The 18,259-nt window shown below is 35.2% G+C and carries 17 protein-coding genes; 9 read left to right on the top strand and 8 right to left on the bottom strand.

Annotated elements, in window-relative coordinates; translation table 11 throughout:
• Positions 1–111: 111 nt before the first annotated feature.
• Positions 112–702 carry an ATP-binding protein gene (locus AB8S09_RS09085; RefSeq protein ID WP_369868997.1) on the bottom strand — a complete coding sequence of 197 codons (591 nt, stop codon included), beginning with the start codon at positions 700–702 and terminating at the stop codon, positions 112–114.
• 111 nt (positions 703–813) lie between these two features.
• Here AB8S09_RS09085 and AB8S09_RS09080 point away from each other — a divergent pair, with 111 nt between their 5' ends.
• The gene (locus AB8S09_RS09080) at positions 814–1,491 is read left to right on the top strand and encodes a Crp/Fnr family transcriptional regulator (protein WP_369868986.1); all 678 of its coding nucleotides are present in this window, start codon (positions 814–816) and stop codon (positions 1,489–1,491) included.
• A gap of 573 nt (positions 1,492–2,064) precedes the next feature.
• Positions 2,065–2,892 carry a methyl-accepting chemotaxis protein gene (locus tag AB8S09_RS09075; RefSeq protein ID WP_294182304.1) on the top strand — a complete coding sequence of 276 codons (828 nt, stop codon included), beginning with the start codon at positions 2,065–2,067 and terminating at the stop codon, positions 2,890–2,892.
• A gap of 77 nt (positions 2,893–2,969) precedes the next feature.
• Here AB8S09_RS09075 and AB8S09_RS09070 read toward each other — a convergent pair whose 3' ends face one another.
• Positions 2,970–3,983: an asparaginase gene (locus tag AB8S09_RS09070; RefSeq protein WP_369868985.1), complete on the bottom strand. Its 1,014-nt coding sequence runs from the start codon at positions 3,981–3,983 to the stop codon at positions 2,970–2,972.
• A 278-nt stretch (positions 3,984–4,261) separates the two neighbouring features.
• Between AB8S09_RS09070 and AB8S09_RS09065 the strand changes: the two genes are divergently transcribed.
• Positions 4,262–4,834: a GNAT family N-acetyltransferase gene (locus tag AB8S09_RS09065; protein ID WP_369868996.1), complete on the top strand. Its 573-nt coding sequence runs from the start codon at positions 4,262–4,264 to the stop codon at positions 4,832–4,834.
• A 39-nt stretch (positions 4,835–4,873) separates the two neighbouring features.
• Positions 4,874–5,788, top strand: a complete 915-nt coding sequence (locus AB8S09_RS09060; protein ID WP_369868984.1) for a DUF2156 domain-containing protein — start codon at positions 4,874–4,876, stop codon at positions 5,786–5,788.
• A gap of 75 nt (positions 5,789–5,863) precedes the next feature.
• On the opposite strand, the gene AB8S09_RS09055 is transcribed toward AB8S09_RS09060, so the two are convergent.
• Positions 5,864–7,231 carry an ATP-binding protein gene (locus AB8S09_RS09055; protein ID WP_294182301.1) on the bottom strand — a complete coding sequence of 456 codons (1,368 nt, stop codon included), beginning with the start codon at positions 7,229–7,231 and terminating at the stop codon, positions 5,864–5,866.
• A gap of 128 nt (positions 7,232–7,359) precedes the next feature.
• Here AB8S09_RS09055 and larE point away from each other — a divergent pair, with 128 nt between their 5' ends.
• On the top strand, positions 7,360–8,193 hold the full coding sequence (gene larE, locus AB8S09_RS09050; protein ID WP_369868983.1) for an ATP-dependent sacrificial sulfur transferase LarE: 834 nt from the start codon (positions 7,360–7,362) through the stop codon (positions 8,191–8,193).
• Between the two features lie 50 nt (positions 8,194–8,243).
• Here larE and AB8S09_RS09045 read toward each other — a convergent pair whose 3' ends face one another.
• A complete protein-coding gene (locus AB8S09_RS09045) occupies positions 8,244–8,843 on the bottom strand; it encodes a nitroreductase family protein (RefSeq protein WP_369868982.1) in 600 nt (199 codons plus the stop codon).
• Positions 8,844–8,999: 156 nt separating this feature from the next.
• Between AB8S09_RS09045 and AB8S09_RS09040 the strand changes: the two genes are divergently transcribed.
• The 4 genes from AB8S09_RS09040 to AB8S09_RS09025 all read left to right on the top strand — a co-directional run bounded on the left by AB8S09_RS09040 (position 9,000) and on the right by AB8S09_RS09025 (position 12,436).
• Positions 9,000–9,689: a response regulator transcription factor gene (locus AB8S09_RS09040; protein ID WP_369868981.1), complete on the top strand. Its 690-nt coding sequence runs from the start codon at positions 9,000–9,002 to the stop codon at positions 9,687–9,689.
• A gap of 87 nt (positions 9,690–9,776) precedes the next feature.
• On the top strand, positions 9,777–10,694 hold the full coding sequence (locus AB8S09_RS09035; RefSeq protein WP_369868980.1) for an ABC transporter ATP-binding protein: 918 nt from the start codon (positions 9,777–9,779) through the stop codon (positions 10,692–10,694).
• Positions 10,694–11,488 (top strand): ABC transporter permease, encoded by a 795-nt coding sequence (locus tag AB8S09_RS09030; protein ID WP_369868979.1) that lies wholly within the window; start codon positions 10,694–10,696, stop codon positions 11,486–11,488. The genes AB8S09_RS09035 and AB8S09_RS09030 overlap by 1 nt, the downstream gene beginning before the upstream one ends.
• Before the next feature lie 27 nt (positions 11,489–11,515).
• Positions 11,516–12,436: a sensor histidine kinase gene (locus tag AB8S09_RS09025; protein WP_294182296.1), complete on the top strand. Its 921-nt coding sequence runs from the start codon at positions 11,516–11,518 to the stop codon at positions 12,434–12,436.
• A gap of 24 nt (positions 12,437–12,460) precedes the next feature.
• On the opposite strand, the gene asnB is transcribed toward AB8S09_RS09025, so the two are convergent.
• The 4 genes from asnB to AB8S09_RS09005 form a co-directional block, all read right to left on the bottom strand.
• Positions 12,461–14,302 carry an asparagine synthase (glutamine-hydrolyzing) gene (gene asnB / locus AB8S09_RS09020; RefSeq protein WP_294182295.1) on the bottom strand — a complete coding sequence of 614 codons (1,842 nt, stop codon included), beginning with the start codon at positions 14,300–14,302 and terminating at the stop codon, positions 12,461–12,463.
• Positions 14,303–14,438: 136 nt separating this feature from the next.
• Positions 14,439–16,094 carry a glutamine--tRNA ligase/YqeY domain fusion protein gene (locus AB8S09_RS09015; RefSeq protein WP_294182353.1) on the bottom strand — a complete coding sequence of 552 codons (1,656 nt, stop codon included), beginning with the start codon at positions 16,092–16,094 and terminating at the stop codon, positions 14,439–14,441.
• A 335-nt stretch (positions 16,095–16,429) separates the two neighbouring features.
• Positions 16,430–17,191, bottom strand: a complete 762-nt coding sequence (locus AB8S09_RS09010) for an ABC transporter ATP-binding protein (RefSeq protein ID WP_294182294.1) — start codon at positions 17,189–17,191, stop codon at positions 16,430–16,432.
• Positions 17,188–18,252 carry a FecCD family ABC transporter permease gene (locus AB8S09_RS09005; protein ID WP_369868978.1) on the bottom strand — a complete coding sequence of 355 codons (1,065 nt, stop codon included), beginning with the start codon at positions 18,250–18,252 and terminating at the stop codon, positions 17,188–17,190. Before AB8S09_RS09005 ends, AB8S09_RS09010 begins: the two co-directional genes overlap by 4 nt.
• Positions 18,253–18,259 lie beyond the last annotated feature (7 nt).

Below are 18,259 nucleotides of genomic sequence, written 5' to 3'. Positions count from 1 at the left end.
TTATAATATTAACTTTTCTACTTTTATTATATATTACATCAGAACACTTTTCCACATTTCTCAACGACATTCCATATTTCATTTTTTGATACATCCCATAAAATTATCATATTAATTTTTATCTTCTATAATATTTCCTTCAATAGATATTACAACTTCCCTATAGGGAACCATCATTCCAGAATTCAGCATTGAATTTTTAACCGCATTTACAATTCCGCCACAGCAGGGTACCTCCATCCTCACTACAGTTATGCTTTTCAAATTATTGTTTTTTATGATATCGGTAAACTTCTCCTCATAATAATCTATATCATCCAGCTTTGGACATCCTATTAAAACAATATGACCCTTTATAAAATCTCTGTGGAAATTTCCATAAGCATAAGACGTACAATCTGCCGCTATTAAAAGTTCTGCATTTTTCAAATAGGGAGCCCTGGGATTTACAAGCTTCAGCTGAACCGGCCATTGTCCGAGTTCCGATACATTTCCTTTATAATTTCTGCTTTCCCTCTCAATTATATCTATTGCACCTCTAGGACACTCCGGAAGGCAGTCTCCAAGGCCATCACAGTATTCATCACCTTTAAGCCGTGCTTTACCACCCACCAATTCTATGGCACCTTCATGACAGGCATTTACACACAAACCGCATCCATCACATTTTTCTCTATCTATATTGACGATCTTTCTCTTCATCATAAATTCCTCCCTTGTTTTTATGCCTATATTATAATAAAATAAAATCATACAATCCGTATCCTATGTTACTGTAAAATAATATTTTTATATATCAAAGCGGAGGAAAATATGAAAAATATATATGACGTATTGAGCAACTGCATATTGATGAAAAACTTTTCAGAAAACGATATTGAAAAATTGCTTGCAAAGATAGAATATACTCCCAGAAAATATTCAAAGGGAGAGGTAATAGCAATTGAAGAATCGGATTGTTCAAAAATAGGAATAGTCATAGACGGAAATGTAGAGGTACAGAAGACATTTTCTTCGGGGAAAGTCATAACTTTAGGTATCTTAAGGGAAAGCGATATATTCGGGGAAGTTATAATATTCTCCAACAGAAATACCTATCCGGCCACTATAACTGCATCGAGCAGTACTTCTGTAATGTTTATATCCAAAGAAGACATATTAAAACTATGTAATATTTTCCCCATGTTTTTAAAAAACTTTATGTCTCTTTTATCCGATAAAATACTCATGTTGAATAAAAAGCTCAAAAATATATCCTATGAAACCATACGTCAGAAAATTTCTTCTTACATATTGGAAGAATACCATCAGCAGAAAAATTTAAAAATATATTTAAACTGTACCAGAAAGGAAATGGCGGATCAGCTGGGAATTCCAAGGCCGTCTCTTTCAAGAGAGCTCATAAACATGAAAAAAGACAATCTAATAGATTTTAACAAAAACCTCATATTTATAAAAGATATAGACTCTCTGGAAGACCTGCTTCTTTGAAGTAAAAAAAGGGAAACGAAAATCGTCTCCCTTCTACTTACTACTTAGCATATTCCTCTTCCACATCCACCACATAATAACAATAATATAATTATTATTATTATTGCACTGCTTCCGCTTCTACCACCACTACAACATCTGTGTGACATATAAAGACCCCCCCTTATTATCTTTAAATTATATTATATAATTTTTAAGTTACCTTAATTTTTTATCTTCTGTTTCTTTATTTCAAAAACCAAGGTATAATTCAGCAGTTTTTATCTAGCATTTTCTTCCAACATCGCCGCAATCAATACCACAACACAATATTAGAATTATTATTATAACCAGTATCTCTTTTCCGCTTCCTCGTCTACCACAACTTCTACGTGACATAAAGATCCCTCCTTATCATCTTTAATAAATTATATTATTAGGTACTCTTTTTTTTCATCATGTGTTCTATACTTTTATAATATTAATTACAATGACAAATGTGACTTTTATTTTCTAAAATAATTAAAAAATACTTCCATTTGTGCTATTGTATAACTATAAACAACATTATTACTAAAATTGGGGGAACCATTTATGGAAGAAATGAAAATTGAAAACAAAATACAACAGGCATTCAATACCTTAATGCCCTACATGCAGTATTTTTTCGACGATGAAATCGCCTTCACTATGTCAACTACCACCCATTTCATTAAAGTCGTAAACAGCGAAAATATAAAAATGAATGCAAAAGCAGGCGATCCGCTGAGGCCGAAGGGAGCCGCCTATGAATGCATAAAAGCGAGAAAAGTATATTCTTCTATAATTCCAAAAGAAACTTTTGGAGTTGAAATAAAAGCCATAGGAATACCAGTAAAAGAGGAAAATAAAATAATAGGAAGTATAGTTCTCGTAAAAAGCCTGAAGAGACATTATGAATTCAATGAAGCATCTAAAATTCTGTCAGAATCCATAGAAAATATCTCACATGCTTCGAATATGCTGTCTTCCGGAATAGAAAACACTGTCAAATCCAGTAAAAAAATATTAGATGAGGTAAAATATGCTTTGAGTAAATCGGAAAATACAGATGAAGTCTTGAATTTTATAAAAAATATAGCTTCTGAAACCAATTTACTCGGTTTAAACGCAGCTATAGAAGCTTCCAGGGCAGGAGAACAGGGAAAAGGATTTTCAGTCGTTGCAAAGGAAATAAGAAAATTATCCAACTCAAGCAGTAACTCCATAAATGAAATAAACTCAACTTTAACTGAAATAAAAAAATCCGTGAGCAATACTTCTCAGGGAATTTCATCCGCAGTAGATAATTTTAAAAACCAATTATCTGAAATACAGAATCTAGATGCTTCAATACAAAATTTAAGTACATTAACAGACAAGCTAAGGAAATTATCGGAATAAATTTCAATATAAAGTACAGAGTCCAATAATTATTTAGGATTAAATATTTTACTCTGTACTTTTTGATTTAGAAAGCTCTAAAGATTTTTTTTCAAGTTAAAATCCGGGAATATGTCGCCTATTTTTTCCCCTACATTGTTTAGATTTTGTCGATTTCTATATTTACCAAGTGATTTGCTTTCAGTCTGATCCAATACATTCAGATCTTCCAGACATTTAACAACGGTTGGCCATAACGCCCTGTCAACATTACCATCTTCTATCTTGATTGCCATTCCCAAACCACTGCCTCTGACTCCGACACAGTATACACCTTCTGCGCCATATTTCCCGATAAGCTTACCATGGGTATTTTTTATGAGGTCGGTGCAAAATCTGTCAGTACCTGCCACCATTTCCGGGGCATTGTTCATAGCTTTAAATATTCTGTCCGCCGCCTTATTATAATCCTGTGGCAGTCCGTTTCCGCTTGCAATCCTTGAATAACCCAGCGCCATATTATATAAGGGCATTCCAAAAACGGGCACGGTACACCCGTCTGTTCCTATAATTATATCCTTTTCCCTTATGGAGCACACTTCAGATATTATCTTTTTAATTTCCCTTTGTACGGGATGTTCCGGTGAATTATAGTCCTCCAGATCATATCCTTTTAATACACATACAGAGAGTATGCCGGCATGTTTACCCGAACAGTCAGTGTAAGTCGGATTTAACTTTGCATGATTCCACAGAAGTCTTTGGGAATATTCCCTGTTTGACGGCAATGTAGAACCACACAGAAGGTTATCAACATTAAGGCCCAATTTTTTCAATATGCCTTCTACAGTTTTTCTATGAAATTCTTCCCCTTGATGTGAACCGCACATTATAGATATTTCCTCATCCGTAAATGAAAACTTGTCTGCCGCCCCTGACAATATTATCTCCAAAGTCTGCAGCGGTTTTGCCGCAGAACGCATATAAGTTACTTTATATGAATTTCCCAAACTATATATAAGGTTTCCATTACTATTCACCACTGCTATATCAGCCCTATGGACACTTTCAATTAAAGATCCTCTTGTAACTTTCACAACTATTTCCGACATAAAAACTCCTCCATTAATTTAAGTTATACCTAAATATTCTACTTTAATTCCTCTTTTCTTTTAATTCAAAAAAAATTTCACATATTATCAAAGTTATACTTATTTCTATACTATAATAGTCAAAAATATATTATAATATACAAAAGATTAATATCAACCGGTTTTACACAATTTACAAATTAGGTTATAATGATTATGTATAAAAAAGTATTATCCTTTAATTCTAATTTTTTACTTAAATATTTCATATTCATTACAAAATACAAGAGGTGATATACATTTTGGTTAAAGATCTACTGAAAGGTTCTAAAATAACACTCACTTCCTTTAAAGATACCCACCTGCCTTCTTTAGAAAAATGGTACAATGATATATATTTTCTAAGAAATTTTGACATGATACCTGCTTTTCCAAAAAATGCGCAGGAATTAAGTTCTGCAGTAAATGATACGAGGAGATCCTCGGATAAATGCATATTTGCAATAAATTACACGGAAGATGAAAAAATAATTGGAATAACAGGTTTTGAAAATATACTGTGGAACAACGGCACTGCCACAGTATATATAGGCATTGGCGAGAAAAAGTACCGGGGCTGCGGAGTAGGAAGTGAATCCCTATATCTAACTATGGAATTTGGATTTGAGGAATTAAATCTCCACAGAATACAACTTACTGTCATATCCTACAATAAACCTGCCATAGGACTTTATGAAAAACTTGGATTTAAAAAAGAGGGAACCTACAGGCAATTTATATACAGAGACGGGATCAGATATGATATGTATCTTTACGGTATACTGAGATCCGAATGGGAAACTAATATAAAAGGAGGTACTATCAGTAAATAGTAGAATTATAATTTCTACTTATTGAACTGTAAAATTTTTATGCTTAAATTTGAACCTATTACTTTAGAGGATAAATCAATTTTTGATAAATATCTTGGCAGCTACAATTTCAGCACCAGTGAATATTCATTCACCAATCTCATAATATGGAGAAAGGCCTGTGATATCAGATACACTGTCTACCAGGATGCTCTCATTATAAAAAAAGCTGACTTCAACGGGAATTATCACTTTATGCAGCCAATAGGATACATCAGACAAAATTTAAAAGCCATAGTAGAGGAACTTGTCAAATATAAAAGAGAACACAATATGGCTTATTTATTTGAAGATGCGGAAAATACATTTTTAGAAGATTTGAAGGAAATTTATGGAAGCAGCATGGATATAAAAGAGGACATTGATAATTTTGACTACATCTACACAAGTGAAAAATTAATCTCTCTATCCGGCAAAAAACTGCATGCCAAAAAAAACCATTATAATTATTTTATAAAAAACTATGCTTACGAGGCCAAAGATTTTTTTGAACCAGGTGTTAAATCAGATATCAAGACTGCTGCTGAAAACTGGTATAGAGAAAAAAACGGGGGAAATAAATATCTGGAATATGAATTAATGGGAATCGACGAAATTACAGAAAATATGAAATTTTTGAATCTGAAAGCTATGGCAGTATATGTGGAAAGTAAAATAGTTGCTTTTACAATTGGCGAACGTATGAATGACAACACGGGAATCATACATATAGAAAAAGCTTCTTCCTCCACAAGAGGTTCATATGCTTTCGTAAACAAGACCTTCGTTGAAAATTACCTGTCTGATGTTAAATACATCAACAGGGAACAGGATTTGGGAATACCCGGTCTCAGAAAAGCCAAGAAATCCTATCATCCTGTAAAGATGGGGGAAAAATACTGTGTAGATATTCCTGATATCGCTGTTCCCGATTAAATATACATGAAACTGTGTAAAAGGACAGATTTAGGATTCAATTATTATTTGAACCCAGCTGTCCTTTGCTATTACTTACTGGCATCCTTCCATCCAGTCTACAAATTGTCTTGCGGTTCTTGCAGAGCGCCCGTTATACCAGCGTTCCCATTTGAGTGCCTCAATATGAAGCTTTTTCCTGTCGATATTTAATTTTCTTTTTCTGGCAATGCCGTCTACAATCTGCAAATAGCCCGTTTTGTCCGGGGAAGTAAACACTACGTTTATTCCAAATCTGTCTGCCAGGGAAAGCTTTTCCTGTACGCTGTCTTCCCCGTGAATTTCTTCATCAGAATCAGAATAAGATGATCCTTTTCTCTCACTAAAATATTCTTTCACAAGATGTCTTCTGTTTGAAGTGGCATATATCAATACATTTGAAGATTTATTTTCAAATCCACCCTCCAGCATTGACTTAAGTGCAGTATAACTCTCTTCATTATCCGAAAATACCAGATCATCTACAAAAATAATAAATTTTTGAGCCCTGCCCTTTAATTTTCCTATTATCTCCGGAAAATCTTCCAGATCTGCTTTGGGAAGTTCAACCATACGAAGCCCCCTGCCATAATACTTGTTGAGAATGGCTTTAACTGTAGAGGATTTGCCTGTACCCCTGTCGCCATAAATCAATACATTATTGGCAGGAAACCCATTTAAAAATTGCACCGTGTTTTTTTCAACAATCTCATGCTCCTTCTCATAGCCGACAAGATCTGAAAATTCGACAGGATCTGGATTTTCAATGCCTTTAAAATATCCACCAACTTTTCCAGTACGTTCCCAGATAAAAGCTCTGTATCTTGCAAATATACCGCATCCATAGACATTGTGGAATCTCTCGAGATCATCAATGCACTTTCCCCAATCATCACTGCAGTGAAGGACTTCTTCTATTTTTCTCATGTACTCAGGGTAATTTTTCTCTTTAAAATCATCTTTTGTCTCCCATTGAGGAAATTCTGAAATTATTTTCCCGTATACATTCCCGCTAAAATACCTTGATAACCTGTTTTTTATATCTTGGGAATTTAAACTGGAAACAATCTGAAATTTTTTCAAATCAACTGCTGCCGCCTGTTTAACAATATCAACTTTTCCCAAATGAACCTTTTTTTCAGCTTCAAGTGAAAAGGGGTTTTCACTGAAGAGTATCTTGTCGACGATGTAGTCTTTCAGCGAAAAATACCCGCTCCTCACCAGCTTAAAGAAAAAAGCATTGTACAAGTTGGCGGTAGAATCTATATTGATTTCCCCATTGTCAATATAATTCACGAGCTTTCTCAAACTGGAAATTACCTTGTCTTCAAGTAAATCTCTGTAAATGGAAATGGAATCCAAAGCTAATCTTACAGTTCCTGCATCAAGATTTTCCTCAAAATTTACATTATTTACATCTTTCATAAAATAGCCCCCAAAAATAATATTTGTAATTTATTTTAACATATCAAACATTAAAAAACATCCTTTCCGCTATAATCTTATGTTATAATAAATGTGTAAAAAATCATTAAAGATACAGAGGTCAAATTATGAGTACAAAATTAGAAACATTAGAAGATAATCTCAAATCGCTTGAAAGCGTATTGATAGCATTTTCAGGAGGTGTCGACAGCACATTTTTACTGAAAGTTGCCCATGATGTTCTCAAAGACAACGTTATTGCCGTAACTGCGTCTTCTTCCACATACCCCAAAAGGGAATTGAGGGAAGCTGAAAAATACGCAAAATCCATGGGAGTAAAACATATAATCATAGAATCAGAGGAACTTAAAATCAAGGGATACTCACAAAATCCAGTGAACAGATGTTATTATTGTAAGAAGGAATTGTATTCAAAGCTCAAAAAAGTAGCACAAAAAAATAACATAAAATACATTCTGGATGGCGCAAATTTCGACGATATAGGCGATTACAGACCTGGAATGAAAGCTGCCAGGGAACTTGGAATCATAAGTCCGCTGAAAGAAGCTGAACTTACTAAAAAGGAAATAAGGACATATTCCAGGAATATGGGTCTTCCAACTTGGAACAAACCCTCTTTTGCATGTTTGTCTTCAAGATTTCCCTATGGAAACGAAATAAACAGCAGGAAGTTAAAGATGGTAGAAGACGCTGAACAGTTTTTGCTGGATCTGGGTTTTAGACAAGTTAGAGTTAGGTACCATGGAGAAATTGCGAGAATTGAAGTTGCTCCAGAAGAAAGAAATAAATTCTTTAATTTAGCTGTAATGGACAAGGTAGGAAACAAGCTGAAAAAATTGGGATTTATTTATGTCACCTTAGATCTTCTGGGCTATAGGACAGGGAGTATGAATGCAGTACTCCAAAAAAAATATAAAATTCAAGACGCACACATCAAATAATGGAGATTTTCGGCATCAGTCGAAAATCTCCATTTGAATTTTTAAGCTTGCTATTTAAAAATCTTTATCCTATCCTCCAGGGGCATAATCTCCTTTTCCCCTGCTCCTGAAATAGGTTTTCCAAAGGGAAGCTGTGCAATCAATTCCCAATTGTCAGGTATCTTATAGGTCTTTCTCACTTCTTTATCTATAAGCGGGTTGTAATGCTGGAGGGAAACACCTAAGCCCTCTATTTCCAATGAAGTCCATATTATAAACTGAAGTATCCCAGAGCCCTGCTGGGACCATATTGGAAATTTATCCTTGTAAGTAGGAAACTTTTTCTGAAGTTCCGATACAACATCCTGATCCTCAAAGAACAAAACAGAGCCATAACCTCTTCTGAAAGAATCAATTTTTTCCGCCGTCTTTGAAAAATTTTCAGCAGGAACTATTTTTTTAAGCTCCGCTTCTGTAATATCCCACAATTTATCATGATTCTTTCCAAAAAGCACCACTACCCTCGCACTCTGTGAATTAAAAGCAGAAGGTGCATTTTTCACTGCTCCCTGGACCATTTTTATTATTCTATCCTCAGGAACAATTTTTTCTTTATCTATACCATATATAGTCCTTCTATCCCTTACTGCCTCATAAAAATCCTTGCTCATATTATATACCTCCAATCAAATAATCACTATCTATTAATATAGATTATACACTATTTATCTAAAAATTCAATATATGTAATTAAATTTTTCCTCATGTATACAATTGATTTATAATTAACATGACCTGCAAATATAATTTTCAGAAAGGTGATTGCCATGAAAAGCTCTATAAAAATATTGGTAGTGGAGGATGATGCGGATATAAACAAGCTTCTCTGCGATATGCTGCAAAATTCGGGATACATCACAGTACCGGCATATTCCGGAACAGAAGCCATACTGAATTTGAAAGACAAAAACTGGGATATGGTAATTCTGGATCTAATGCTTCCGGGACTGGCCGGTGAAAAAATTTTGGAGAAAATAAGATCAACTGGAGAAATGCCTGTAATAATAATTTCGGCCAAAAGGGATATAGAAACTAAAATTCAAACGCTCAGGACAGGTGCAGATGACTATATAACCAAACCCTTTAATATAGAAGAGGTCTCCGCCAGAATAGATGCAAACCTACGGAGATATAAAAAATTCTCCAAAGAAAGAAATTCCCTGATCACCTGTGGAGAAATTTCCCTGAATCAGGATACAAGAGAGGTATTTGTAAATCAGACTCCCATCAGTCTTACCACACGTGAATTCGAAATTTTAAAACTTTTAATATCATATCCAAAAAAGGTATTTACAAAAACAAATATATTCGAGACAGTCTGGGGAGAAAATTATTTGTGTGACGACAGCACAATAAAAGTTCATATAAGCAATTTGAGAAATAAAATCAGCAGTGCAAAACCCATTCATGAATATATACAGACTGTATGGGGAATCGGATATAAATTTCAGGTATAATCTTTACACTTAATTTACCTTTACTTTACCATCGATTATCCCTAGCATACTATACTTGATATATTCTACAGAGAAAGGAGCACTGCCATGACAGATTATGTTGTAAAGACCATGAATTTAAGTAAAAAATACAAAAATAATTTAGTGGTAGACAATTTGAACTTAAATATAAAAAGAGGTGAAATCTACGGATTCATAGGAGAAAATGGGGCCGGTAAAAGTACAACCCTGAGAATGCTTACAGGACTTTCAAAACCCACTTCGGGAAAAATAAATTTATTCGGATTTGATTTTGAAAACAAGAGCGGCAATTTCAGAAAGAGAATCGGCGCTCTGATTGAGTCCCCTGCATTTTACCCCAGCATGTCCGCCTATGAAAACCTTGAAGCCTGCAGAATACAAAAAGGCATACCCGGTAAAAAATCCACAGATAAGCTTCTCGAATTCGTAGATCTTCCAAACCCATCCAAAAAGAAAGTAAAAAACTTTTCAATGGGCATGAAGCAAAAGCTGGGTCTGGCAATTGCCCTGATGGGAGATCCTGAACTTTTGATACTCGATGAACCCGTAAACGGTCTTGATCCAGTTGGAATTGTACAGATGAGGGAAAAGCTCAAAAAACTGAACAGCAATAAAAATATGACCATAATTATTTCCAGCCACATTCTGGGAGAATTATATCAGCTCGCCAGCTGTTTTGGAATAATACATAGAGGAAAACTCATAGAGGAACTGACACTCGAAACTTTAAATAAAAAATGCAGGAGAAGTCTTAACATAAAAACAGATAATGTTGAAAAGGCCGCGGTAATTCTTGAAGGAAAACTCAATACCAGCAATTTTAACGTGCTTCCCGATAAGACCATAGCCCTATATGATTATATAGACAATCCTGGAAAGGTATCCTCTGCCCTCTCCAGAGCAAATGTCACTGTTGAACAAATAATGCCCACAGGACAAAACCTCGAGGACTATTTTATAAATTTGATAGGAGGACTCAAGTGATGTATAATTTAATGAAATTCGAACTATACAAATTAAAATACAATACAGCCTTTAAAATTTCAATATCAATTATACTATTTCTGATTTTTCTAGTTTTGAAATTATTTTATTCCCGCTTGGATATAATTGTAATATTCTCCTTCATATATGACCGTAAAACTTTCGGATTTTTTATAAATAAATTTCACGACATATCCAGCCCTACCGCCCTTGAATTCTTTATATCTTCTTTTGGATTCAGCGTAATACTTATAATATTATCATTATTTCTCGTGGGTTCTTATATAGTCAATGAATACAGCTGTGGCACGGTAAAAAACACCTTGTCCTACGGACACAGCAGATTGAAAGTATATCTATCAAAAATCATAACAATTTACCTGTCAATTTTTATACTTCTCATTTTGCTATTGTTTGTTCCACTGATTACAGCACTAATTTTAGGCTGGGTAAAATCCATCTCCGCCTATACTGCAGCAAGACTTTTTAAATACACTTTAATCATATATCTGATTTTTGCAGCTATAGCCAGCATCTATGCCTGCCTTGCAGCCATAATAAAAAGTAAATCCATAATTATTGCCCTGGGAATGACGATACTATTTATAAATGCCGGTGGATTTTTGATCAATTTCAAGTTTGACAAATACACTCCCGTCATCATGCTTATGAAACTTGGAAGTCTGAATTCCCCCACATCAGATATCTGCAGCACAATATCAATCTGCAGTATAATCATACTTATATCTCTGGTACTTGGAATCACAGTATTTAAAAATCAGGATATCAGATAGGGAAGGATGTGTTTATAAATAATTTGGTTGACATACGCATTAGCACTTTGTCTTTTACTTTTGCTGTTACACCTGCATTCTATAAAAACCCAGATAAGGGACATCACAGTACAGCTCAAAGACTACAAAAACAATAAAACCCACAAAAAATTGGATATATCACTTTTAGACAGAGATTTTGAAAGCCTTGCCTATATAATAAATGAATATATAGATACAAATGAAAAAGCAAAATCTCTCCAAAGAAGCTCCCGGCAGGAACTTAAAAAATCCATAGCAAATATATCCCACGATCTCCGTACACCCCTTACTTCCATAAAGGGTTACGTTCAAATGCTGCTTCTATCGAATACACTGAAAGAAACGGAAAGGGAGTATCTTAAAATAATACTTAGAAAATCAAATTTACTGGAATCCATGGCAGAGGATTTTTTCCAAATTTCAGTTATAGAATCTCCGGGATACAAATTAAAATTACAGCCAGTGAACATAAACAGCATTCTATATGAATCGCTGGCTGATTTCTATTACACCTTTACTTCAAATGACATCACACCCCATGTAAAAATACACCGGGAAAACATATTTGTCATTGGAAACAGTTCCGCCATAAAAAGAGTTCTTGACAATCTGTTAAATAACGTGGCAAAGCACTCTCAAAACTATGTCTATATAAATCTATTTCAATGCAAAAATTCAACTGTCCTAAATATAATGAACAAAGTCGACAATATAAACAAACATAATATAGGACTTATATTTAACAGATTTTACAAGGCCGATAATTCCAGAAGTTTCGGAAGTTCCGGACTTGGCCTATCCATAGCCAAAAGCCTTATGAACAAAATGGAAGGCAGTATATCCGCAAAATTGGAGAAAGACATGCTTTGCATATCCTGTCAATGGAAATCTGTAAAATCAAAAGAGGGTACAAAAAACACTCAATAAGTGATTTTGTACCCGCCCTTATTATCAAAGCTCTACTTTTATATTATAGGATTTGAGCCATACATTTACCTGAATTAGGTATGCCAGCAGCTGAGGGCCTCTCATAAGCTGTCCGAACCATGGTTCTTTAAAAGAAGCTCCTCCAGTTTCTATAAGCGTCCTGACTTCTTTTTCATCTATAAGTGGAAGTATAGGTGAACTCCTGTCATTCATTATCAATCTCATCCACTTCTGAACTCTTCTGGTATACTCTGGATTATGGGTCTTAGGGTAAGGGCTTTTTTTCCTCATAATAATGTTTTCCGGCAAAACACCCTTCAGCGCCTCTCTAAGAAGACCTTTTTCCCTTCCCTTATAAAATTTTATATCTGAAGGTATATTAAAAGCATATTCCACCAGCCTGTAATCTGCAAAAGGCACTCTCACCTCAAGACTATTGGACATGCTCATTCTGTCTTTTCTGTTCAACAGTGTAATCATAAACCACTTTATATTGAGATAAAAAAGTTCCCTCATACGCCGATCAATTTTCGATTCTCCATCCAGGTGAGGTACCTGTTTTATGCTGTCCTCATACTGTGCATTTAGATATTCCTCCAATTCAAGGGATTTCAAATCCTGGGACAAAATTTTTTTTCTCGCACCTACAGATTTCGACCACGGAAAAGTATGGGCATTTATATCTTCTGCCCTTCTATACCAGGGATATCCGCCAAAAATTTCATCAGCACATTCACCGGATAATGCCACTGTATTATCTTCTCTTATTTTTCTGCAGAAAAGATATAGAGATGAGTCTATATCAGCCATACCCGGAAGATCACTTGCCCTTACAGAATTGTAAAGAGTCTCTGCCAAATCCCTGCTGGTATTTATGACTTCATGATGACGGCTTTCTATATACTTCGACATTTTCAAAGCCCAGACCTTGTCTGAAGTGGGTTCAAAAGCATTTGCCTTGAAATACTTGTCATTGTCTTCATAGTCAATGGAATAGGTATTCAACACTTTCCCCTGCTTTTTGAATTCAGATGCCGCCACAGAAGATATGGCACTTGAATCAAGTCCTCCTGAAAGGAAAGTACATACAGGTACATCGGCCACCAGCTGCCTCTTTATGGCATCTACCAAAAGTGTCCTCACATGTTCCGCCGTAGTCTCCACATCCTCTTTGTGGGGTTCACAGTGCAATTTCCAATACTCTTTTAACTTCAATCCATCTCTGTTATAAACAAGATAATTGGCCGGAGGAATTTCATGTACATCTTTAAATATACCTCCCCCCAGAGATCTTGCAGGTCCCAGGGCAAATATCTCAGTTAAACCCTCCCTGTCAACTACAGGTTCTACAAAAGGATGAGCTAGAATAGCCTTTATTTCCGATCCGAATATGAGCGAATCTTCTTTTACAGTATAAAACAGCGGCTTCACTCCAAGAGGATCCCTTGCCATAAACAGCTGTTTTTCTTTCTCATCCCATATGGCAAAGGCAAATATGCCGTTTACATGCTTCAGACAGTCTGATCCCCAATGAATATAGCTCGTTATAAGTACTTCCGTATCGGAATAGGAGTCAAAAGAATAACCCTGCTGCACAAGTAATTTCCTAAGATCTTCAGTGTTATAAAGTTCCCCGTTGTAAATAATTATATATTTTTTGCCGTTTACTTTCTTAAACATAGGCTGGGTACCACCAGAAGGATCTACTACTATCAATCTTCTATGTCCCAGGAGGGCATTTTTTGAATAATAATATCCTTCACTGTCAGGTCCCCTGTGCTTTAACCTATTAGTCATATTCAAAATTACATCTCTATTTTTTGAAATATCTTTTTTTAAGTCAATCCATCCTGCAATTCCACACATAGAAGTCCCCTCCGAATAAATTATTACTTTAAAGCTACTTATAATTTATGATTTAAAAATAGATATGTGCATAAATCCATAAATTTATACACATATCCATTTTCCTTACAAATAAATTCTGCCTTAAATTAAATAATCACTTGATTTTAAAAGAACTTTTAAGAGGCACTATCCTGTTGAATACCAGTTTGCCCTTTTCAGTACATTTAGGATCCACATTAAAGTAGCCGTGTCTGAAGAACTGAAATTTTTCACCCGGTTTTACATTTTTCATTCCAGGTTCCAGAAATCCACTTACAATTTTAAGTGAATCGGGATTGACCTTATCTAAAAAAGAATCATTTTCCTCTTCTGAATCATCCAAAATAAGGGGTTCATACAGCCTTACCTCTGCCGAAATCGCAGTACTGGCATTTACCCAGTGAATAGTACCTCTGACCTTTCTGCCGTCAGGACTGTTTCCTCCCCTGGATCTTGGATCATAAGTACAGTGCAGCTCAATTACATCACCTTTTTCATCTTTTTTCACTTCGCTGCATTTTATAAAATATGCACCTTTCAATCTGACTTCATTTCCCGGAAACAATCTGTAATATTTTTTAGGTGGATTTTCCATAAAATCTTCCCTCTCAATATACAGTTCTCTTGAAAAAGGAACCTCTCTAACTCCTGCAGAAGGATCATCAGGGTTGTTCTCAATTTCAAAATTTTCACTTTTGCCTTCAGGATAATTAGTTATCACAACTTTCAATGGATTCAAAACAGCCATCGTCCTAAGTGCCTTCTTTTCAAGTTCATCCCTCAAAAAATAGTCGAGCATACGGGAATCCACTACACTATTTGCCTTTGCCACTCCAATTTCCCTGCAAAACCTGCGAATGGACCCCGGAGTGAACCCTCTCCTTCTGAGTCCGGAGATGGTGGGCATACGTGGATCATCCCATCCATCCACTAAATTTTCATCCACAAGTTTTTTGAGTTTTCGTTTGCTCATGACGGTATTGGTCATGTTCAACCTGGCAAATTCTATCTGCCTGGGCTTGTTTTCCGTTTCACACTCTCTTATCACCCATTCATAGAGAGGGCGGTGATCTTCAAATTCAAGGGTACATATGGAATGTGTAACTCCTTCAATGGCGTCCTCCAGAGGGTGTGCAAAATCATACATGGGGTATATGCACCATTCATCACCGGTATTGTGATGTGAAGCATGGACTATACGATACAATACAGGATCTCTCATATTTATATTGGGAGACAACATGTCAATTTTAGCTCTTAAAACCTTCTCACCGTCCTTAAATTCTCCGCTTTTCATTTTCTCAAATAACTCCAGGTTTTCTTCTACCGTCCTATTTCTATAAGGACTTTCCTTACCCGGTTTCGTAAGTGTTCCCCTATATTTCCTTATTTCATCAGCCGTTAAATCACATACATAGGCTTTCCCCTTTTTTATGAGAAAGACGGCATATTCATACATCTGATCAAAATAGCTGGAGGCAAAGTGCAGCTCATCCCAATCATATCCCAACCATCTTACATCCTTTTTTATGGATTCCACATATTCACTGTTTTCTTTTGAAGGATTGGTATCATCAAACCTCAAATTGGTTCTTCCATTAAATTCATTCGCCAGGCCAAAATTTAAAACTATGGACTTGGCATGACCTATATGTAAATATCCGTTTGGTTCAGGAGGAAATCTGGTTACCACACTCTTGTATCTGCCTGATTTCAAATCCCCCCCGACTATGTTCCTAATAAAATTCGACGAGTTGTTATTATCTTCCATAAGTACCCTTCCTTTTCTAAAACTCATTTATGTTTAATAAAAATTTCAACTGCAATTTAAATATTTCATAATACTTTGATCTGATATTATCATACATTTCATGTATATTCAATAACAGTCCTCTATTTATCCGCATTACAGCATATTATGTTATAGTTTATGCAATTATTATATAAGCTATTATATAATTTAAAAAATTTAATGTTTAGAGTACAGGAAGCATTTTTAAACCTTTAACTATATTACTATAGTCTTTAAATTCGCCAGTTTACTATATATAATAAAGACCGCATCTGGATTTTTGTAAATTAAATCCATATACGGTCTGATTTTGGCTATGGCACATAAACTACATTTACTTTTTTAGTAACCGGATTCGGTTCTATAATTGAATTCACTCCAAAAACTTTTTTTATCATTTCCGTAGTTATAACCCTTTGAGGACTTCCATAATCTATTATCTCTCCTTCATACATTATAAATATCATGTCACAATAAAGTGCCGCCATATTCAGATCATGAATAGATGCGAGCACCGTAATATCTGCACTGCTAACTATATTCATTATCTGAAATTGATATCTTATATCAAGATGATTTGTAGGCTCGTCCAATATTATAAATTTTGACTGCTGTGCTATCACCCTGGCTATCAGCACCCTCTGTTTTTCTCCACCTGACAGGCTCAGGAAACTTCTATCCTCATATTTTTCAAGCCCTACTTTTTTAAGAGATTCCCTAGCTATCTCAATATCCTTTGGAGAATCATCCTCAAGAATCTTCTTATGTGCATATCTTCCAAGCAAAACCATATTCAATACGCTTATATCAAATTCAACATTGTTTTCCTGAACCATCACCGCCATTTTTCTTGCAATCTTTCTGCTGCTGAGTTTCTGTATTTCTTCACCGTCAATAAATATATCACCAAACTTTGGTCTGTACACCCTGTATATATTCTTTAAAAGAGTTGACTTCCCACACCCATTCGGACCCACAATTCCCACAAATTCTCCTTCTTTTATTTTAATGGAGATGTTATGGAGCAGTTTTTCATTGTCAATACTATAACTTAAATTGTTCACTTCAAGTTTCATCTATTATTTCCCCCAGACAAATAATCACTTTTCCTTAAAAGCCACAGAAAAAATGGGACTCCTATAAATGAAGTTACTATACCTATGGGGAGCTCCTCCGGAGATACAACAATTCTTGCACATACATCCGCCCATATCGTAAATATACCGCCTATTAGAATAGAAACAGGTATTATCCTTTTATGTTCTGACCCTACAATACTTCTTGATATATGCGGTATTACGAGCCCAATAAAACCTATGACACCACTTACGGATACAATGGCTCCTGTAAGCAAAGTGGTCATAACAATCACAATTATCTTCAGAGACTTTGTATCAACTCCTATAGTAGTTGCAATATCATCACCAAGCATAATAGCATCCAGCGGTTTACTGAATATGTAAATCACAAGCGAGCACAAGACAAATACAAAAAATGTAACCGGTATATATTCCCATTTTGTTCCCCCCAGCGAACCTTCCATCCAGAAAAGTGCCGAACGAACTTTATTTTCATCATTTACCGTAAATACCATCAGATTCGTAACCGAAGAAAATAAAGCTGAAATAGCCACTCCTGTAAGCACAAGTCTCGTAGGAGTACTTCTTCTCTTAAAATTGGCTATATTAAATACTATTACAATGGAAATCATGGCCCCCAAAAACGCCCCGAAAGGAACTGCATATCCTGAAAAGCTGCCAAAAACGCCAAGTAATATAACTGCTACAGCTCCCGTGGATGCTCCCGATGATATTCCCAAAATATAGGGATCCGCCAATGAATTTTTCGTGAGCGCCTGCATTGCTATACCTGAGACAGACAATCCAGCCCCTACCAAAAATGCCAGAAGAATTCTTGGTAGCCTCAAATCCCATATTATAGAATTGACGGATGCAGGCCATACAGTTTCAAACAAATTGTACTTCAATAAATTGTTGGCTATAATCTTGAATATCCAGCCGGATTTTATATTTACACTTCCAACAAGTGTCGAAATTACTATTGAAATTATAAGTATTAGTATGAGAAACATACAAAATACTATGTAGTTGTATTTATTTTTTATTGGTAATTTCATAACTATA

It is taken from the genome of Clostridium lapidicellarium (assembly GCF_041224415.1).
GTDB classification, from domain to species: domain Bacteria; phylum Bacillota; class Clostridia; order Clostridiales; family Clostridiaceae; genus Clostridium_B; species Clostridium_B lapidicellarium.
The sequence above is the reverse complement of the archived record's forward strand: the minus strand, read 5'-3'. Positions and strand labels throughout refer to the sequence as shown.

Excerpts from the sequence above, each read along its gene's own strand:
- AB8S09_RS09085 (WP_369868997.1), bottom strand. The coding sequence starts at position 702 with ATGAAGAGAAAGATCGTCAATATAGATAGAGAAAAATGTGATGGATGC.
- AB8S09_RS09080 (WP_369868986.1), top strand. The coding sequence starts at position 814 with ATGAAAAATATATATGACGTATTGAGCAACTGCATATTGATGAAAAAC.
- AB8S09_RS09075 (WP_294182304.1), top strand. The coding sequence starts at position 2,065 with ATGGAAGAAATGAAAATTGAAAACAAAATACAACAGGCATTCAATACC.
- AB8S09_RS09070 (WP_369868985.1), bottom strand. The coding sequence starts at position 3,983 with ATGTCGGAAATAGTTGTGAAAGTTACAAGAGGATCTTTAATTGAAAGT.
- AB8S09_RS09060 (WP_369868984.1), top strand. The coding sequence starts at position 4,874 with ATGCTTAAATTTGAACCTATTACTTTAGAGGATAAATCAATTTTTGAT.
- AB8S09_RS09055 (WP_294182301.1), bottom strand. The coding sequence starts at position 7,231 with ATGAAAGATGTAAATAATGTAAATTTTGAGGAAAATCTTGATGCAGGA.
- larE (WP_369868983.1), top strand. The coding sequence starts at position 7,360 with ATGAGTACAAAATTAGAAACATTAGAAGATAATCTCAAATCGCTTGAA.
- AB8S09_RS09045 (WP_369868982.1), bottom strand. The coding sequence starts at position 8,843 with ATGAGCAAGGATTTTTATGAGGCAGTAAGGGATAGAAGGACTATATAT.
- AB8S09_RS09040 (WP_369868981.1), top strand. The coding sequence starts at position 9,000 with ATGAAAAGCTCTATAAAAATATTGGTAGTGGAGGATGATGCGGATATA.
- AB8S09_RS09035 (WP_369868980.1), top strand. The coding sequence starts at position 9,777 with ATGACAGATTATGTTGTAAAGACCATGAATTTAAGTAAAAAATACAAA.
- AB8S09_RS09030 (WP_369868979.1), top strand. The coding sequence starts at position 10,694 with ATGTATAATTTAATGAAATTCGAACTATACAAATTAAAATACAATACA.
- asnB (WP_294182295.1), bottom strand. The coding sequence starts at position 14,302 with ATGTGTGGAATTGCAGGATGGATTGACTTAAAAAAAGATATTTCAAAA.
- AB8S09_RS09015 (WP_294182353.1), bottom strand. The coding sequence starts at position 16,094 with ATGGAAGATAATAACAACTCGTCGAATTTTATTAGGAACATAGTCGGG.
- AB8S09_RS09010 (WP_294182294.1), bottom strand. The coding sequence starts at position 17,191 with ATGAAACTTGAAGTGAACAATTTAAGTTATAGTATTGACAATGAAAAA.
- AB8S09_RS09005 (WP_369868978.1), bottom strand. The coding sequence starts at position 18,252 with ATGAAATTACCAATAAAAAATAAATACAACTACATAGTATTTTGTATG.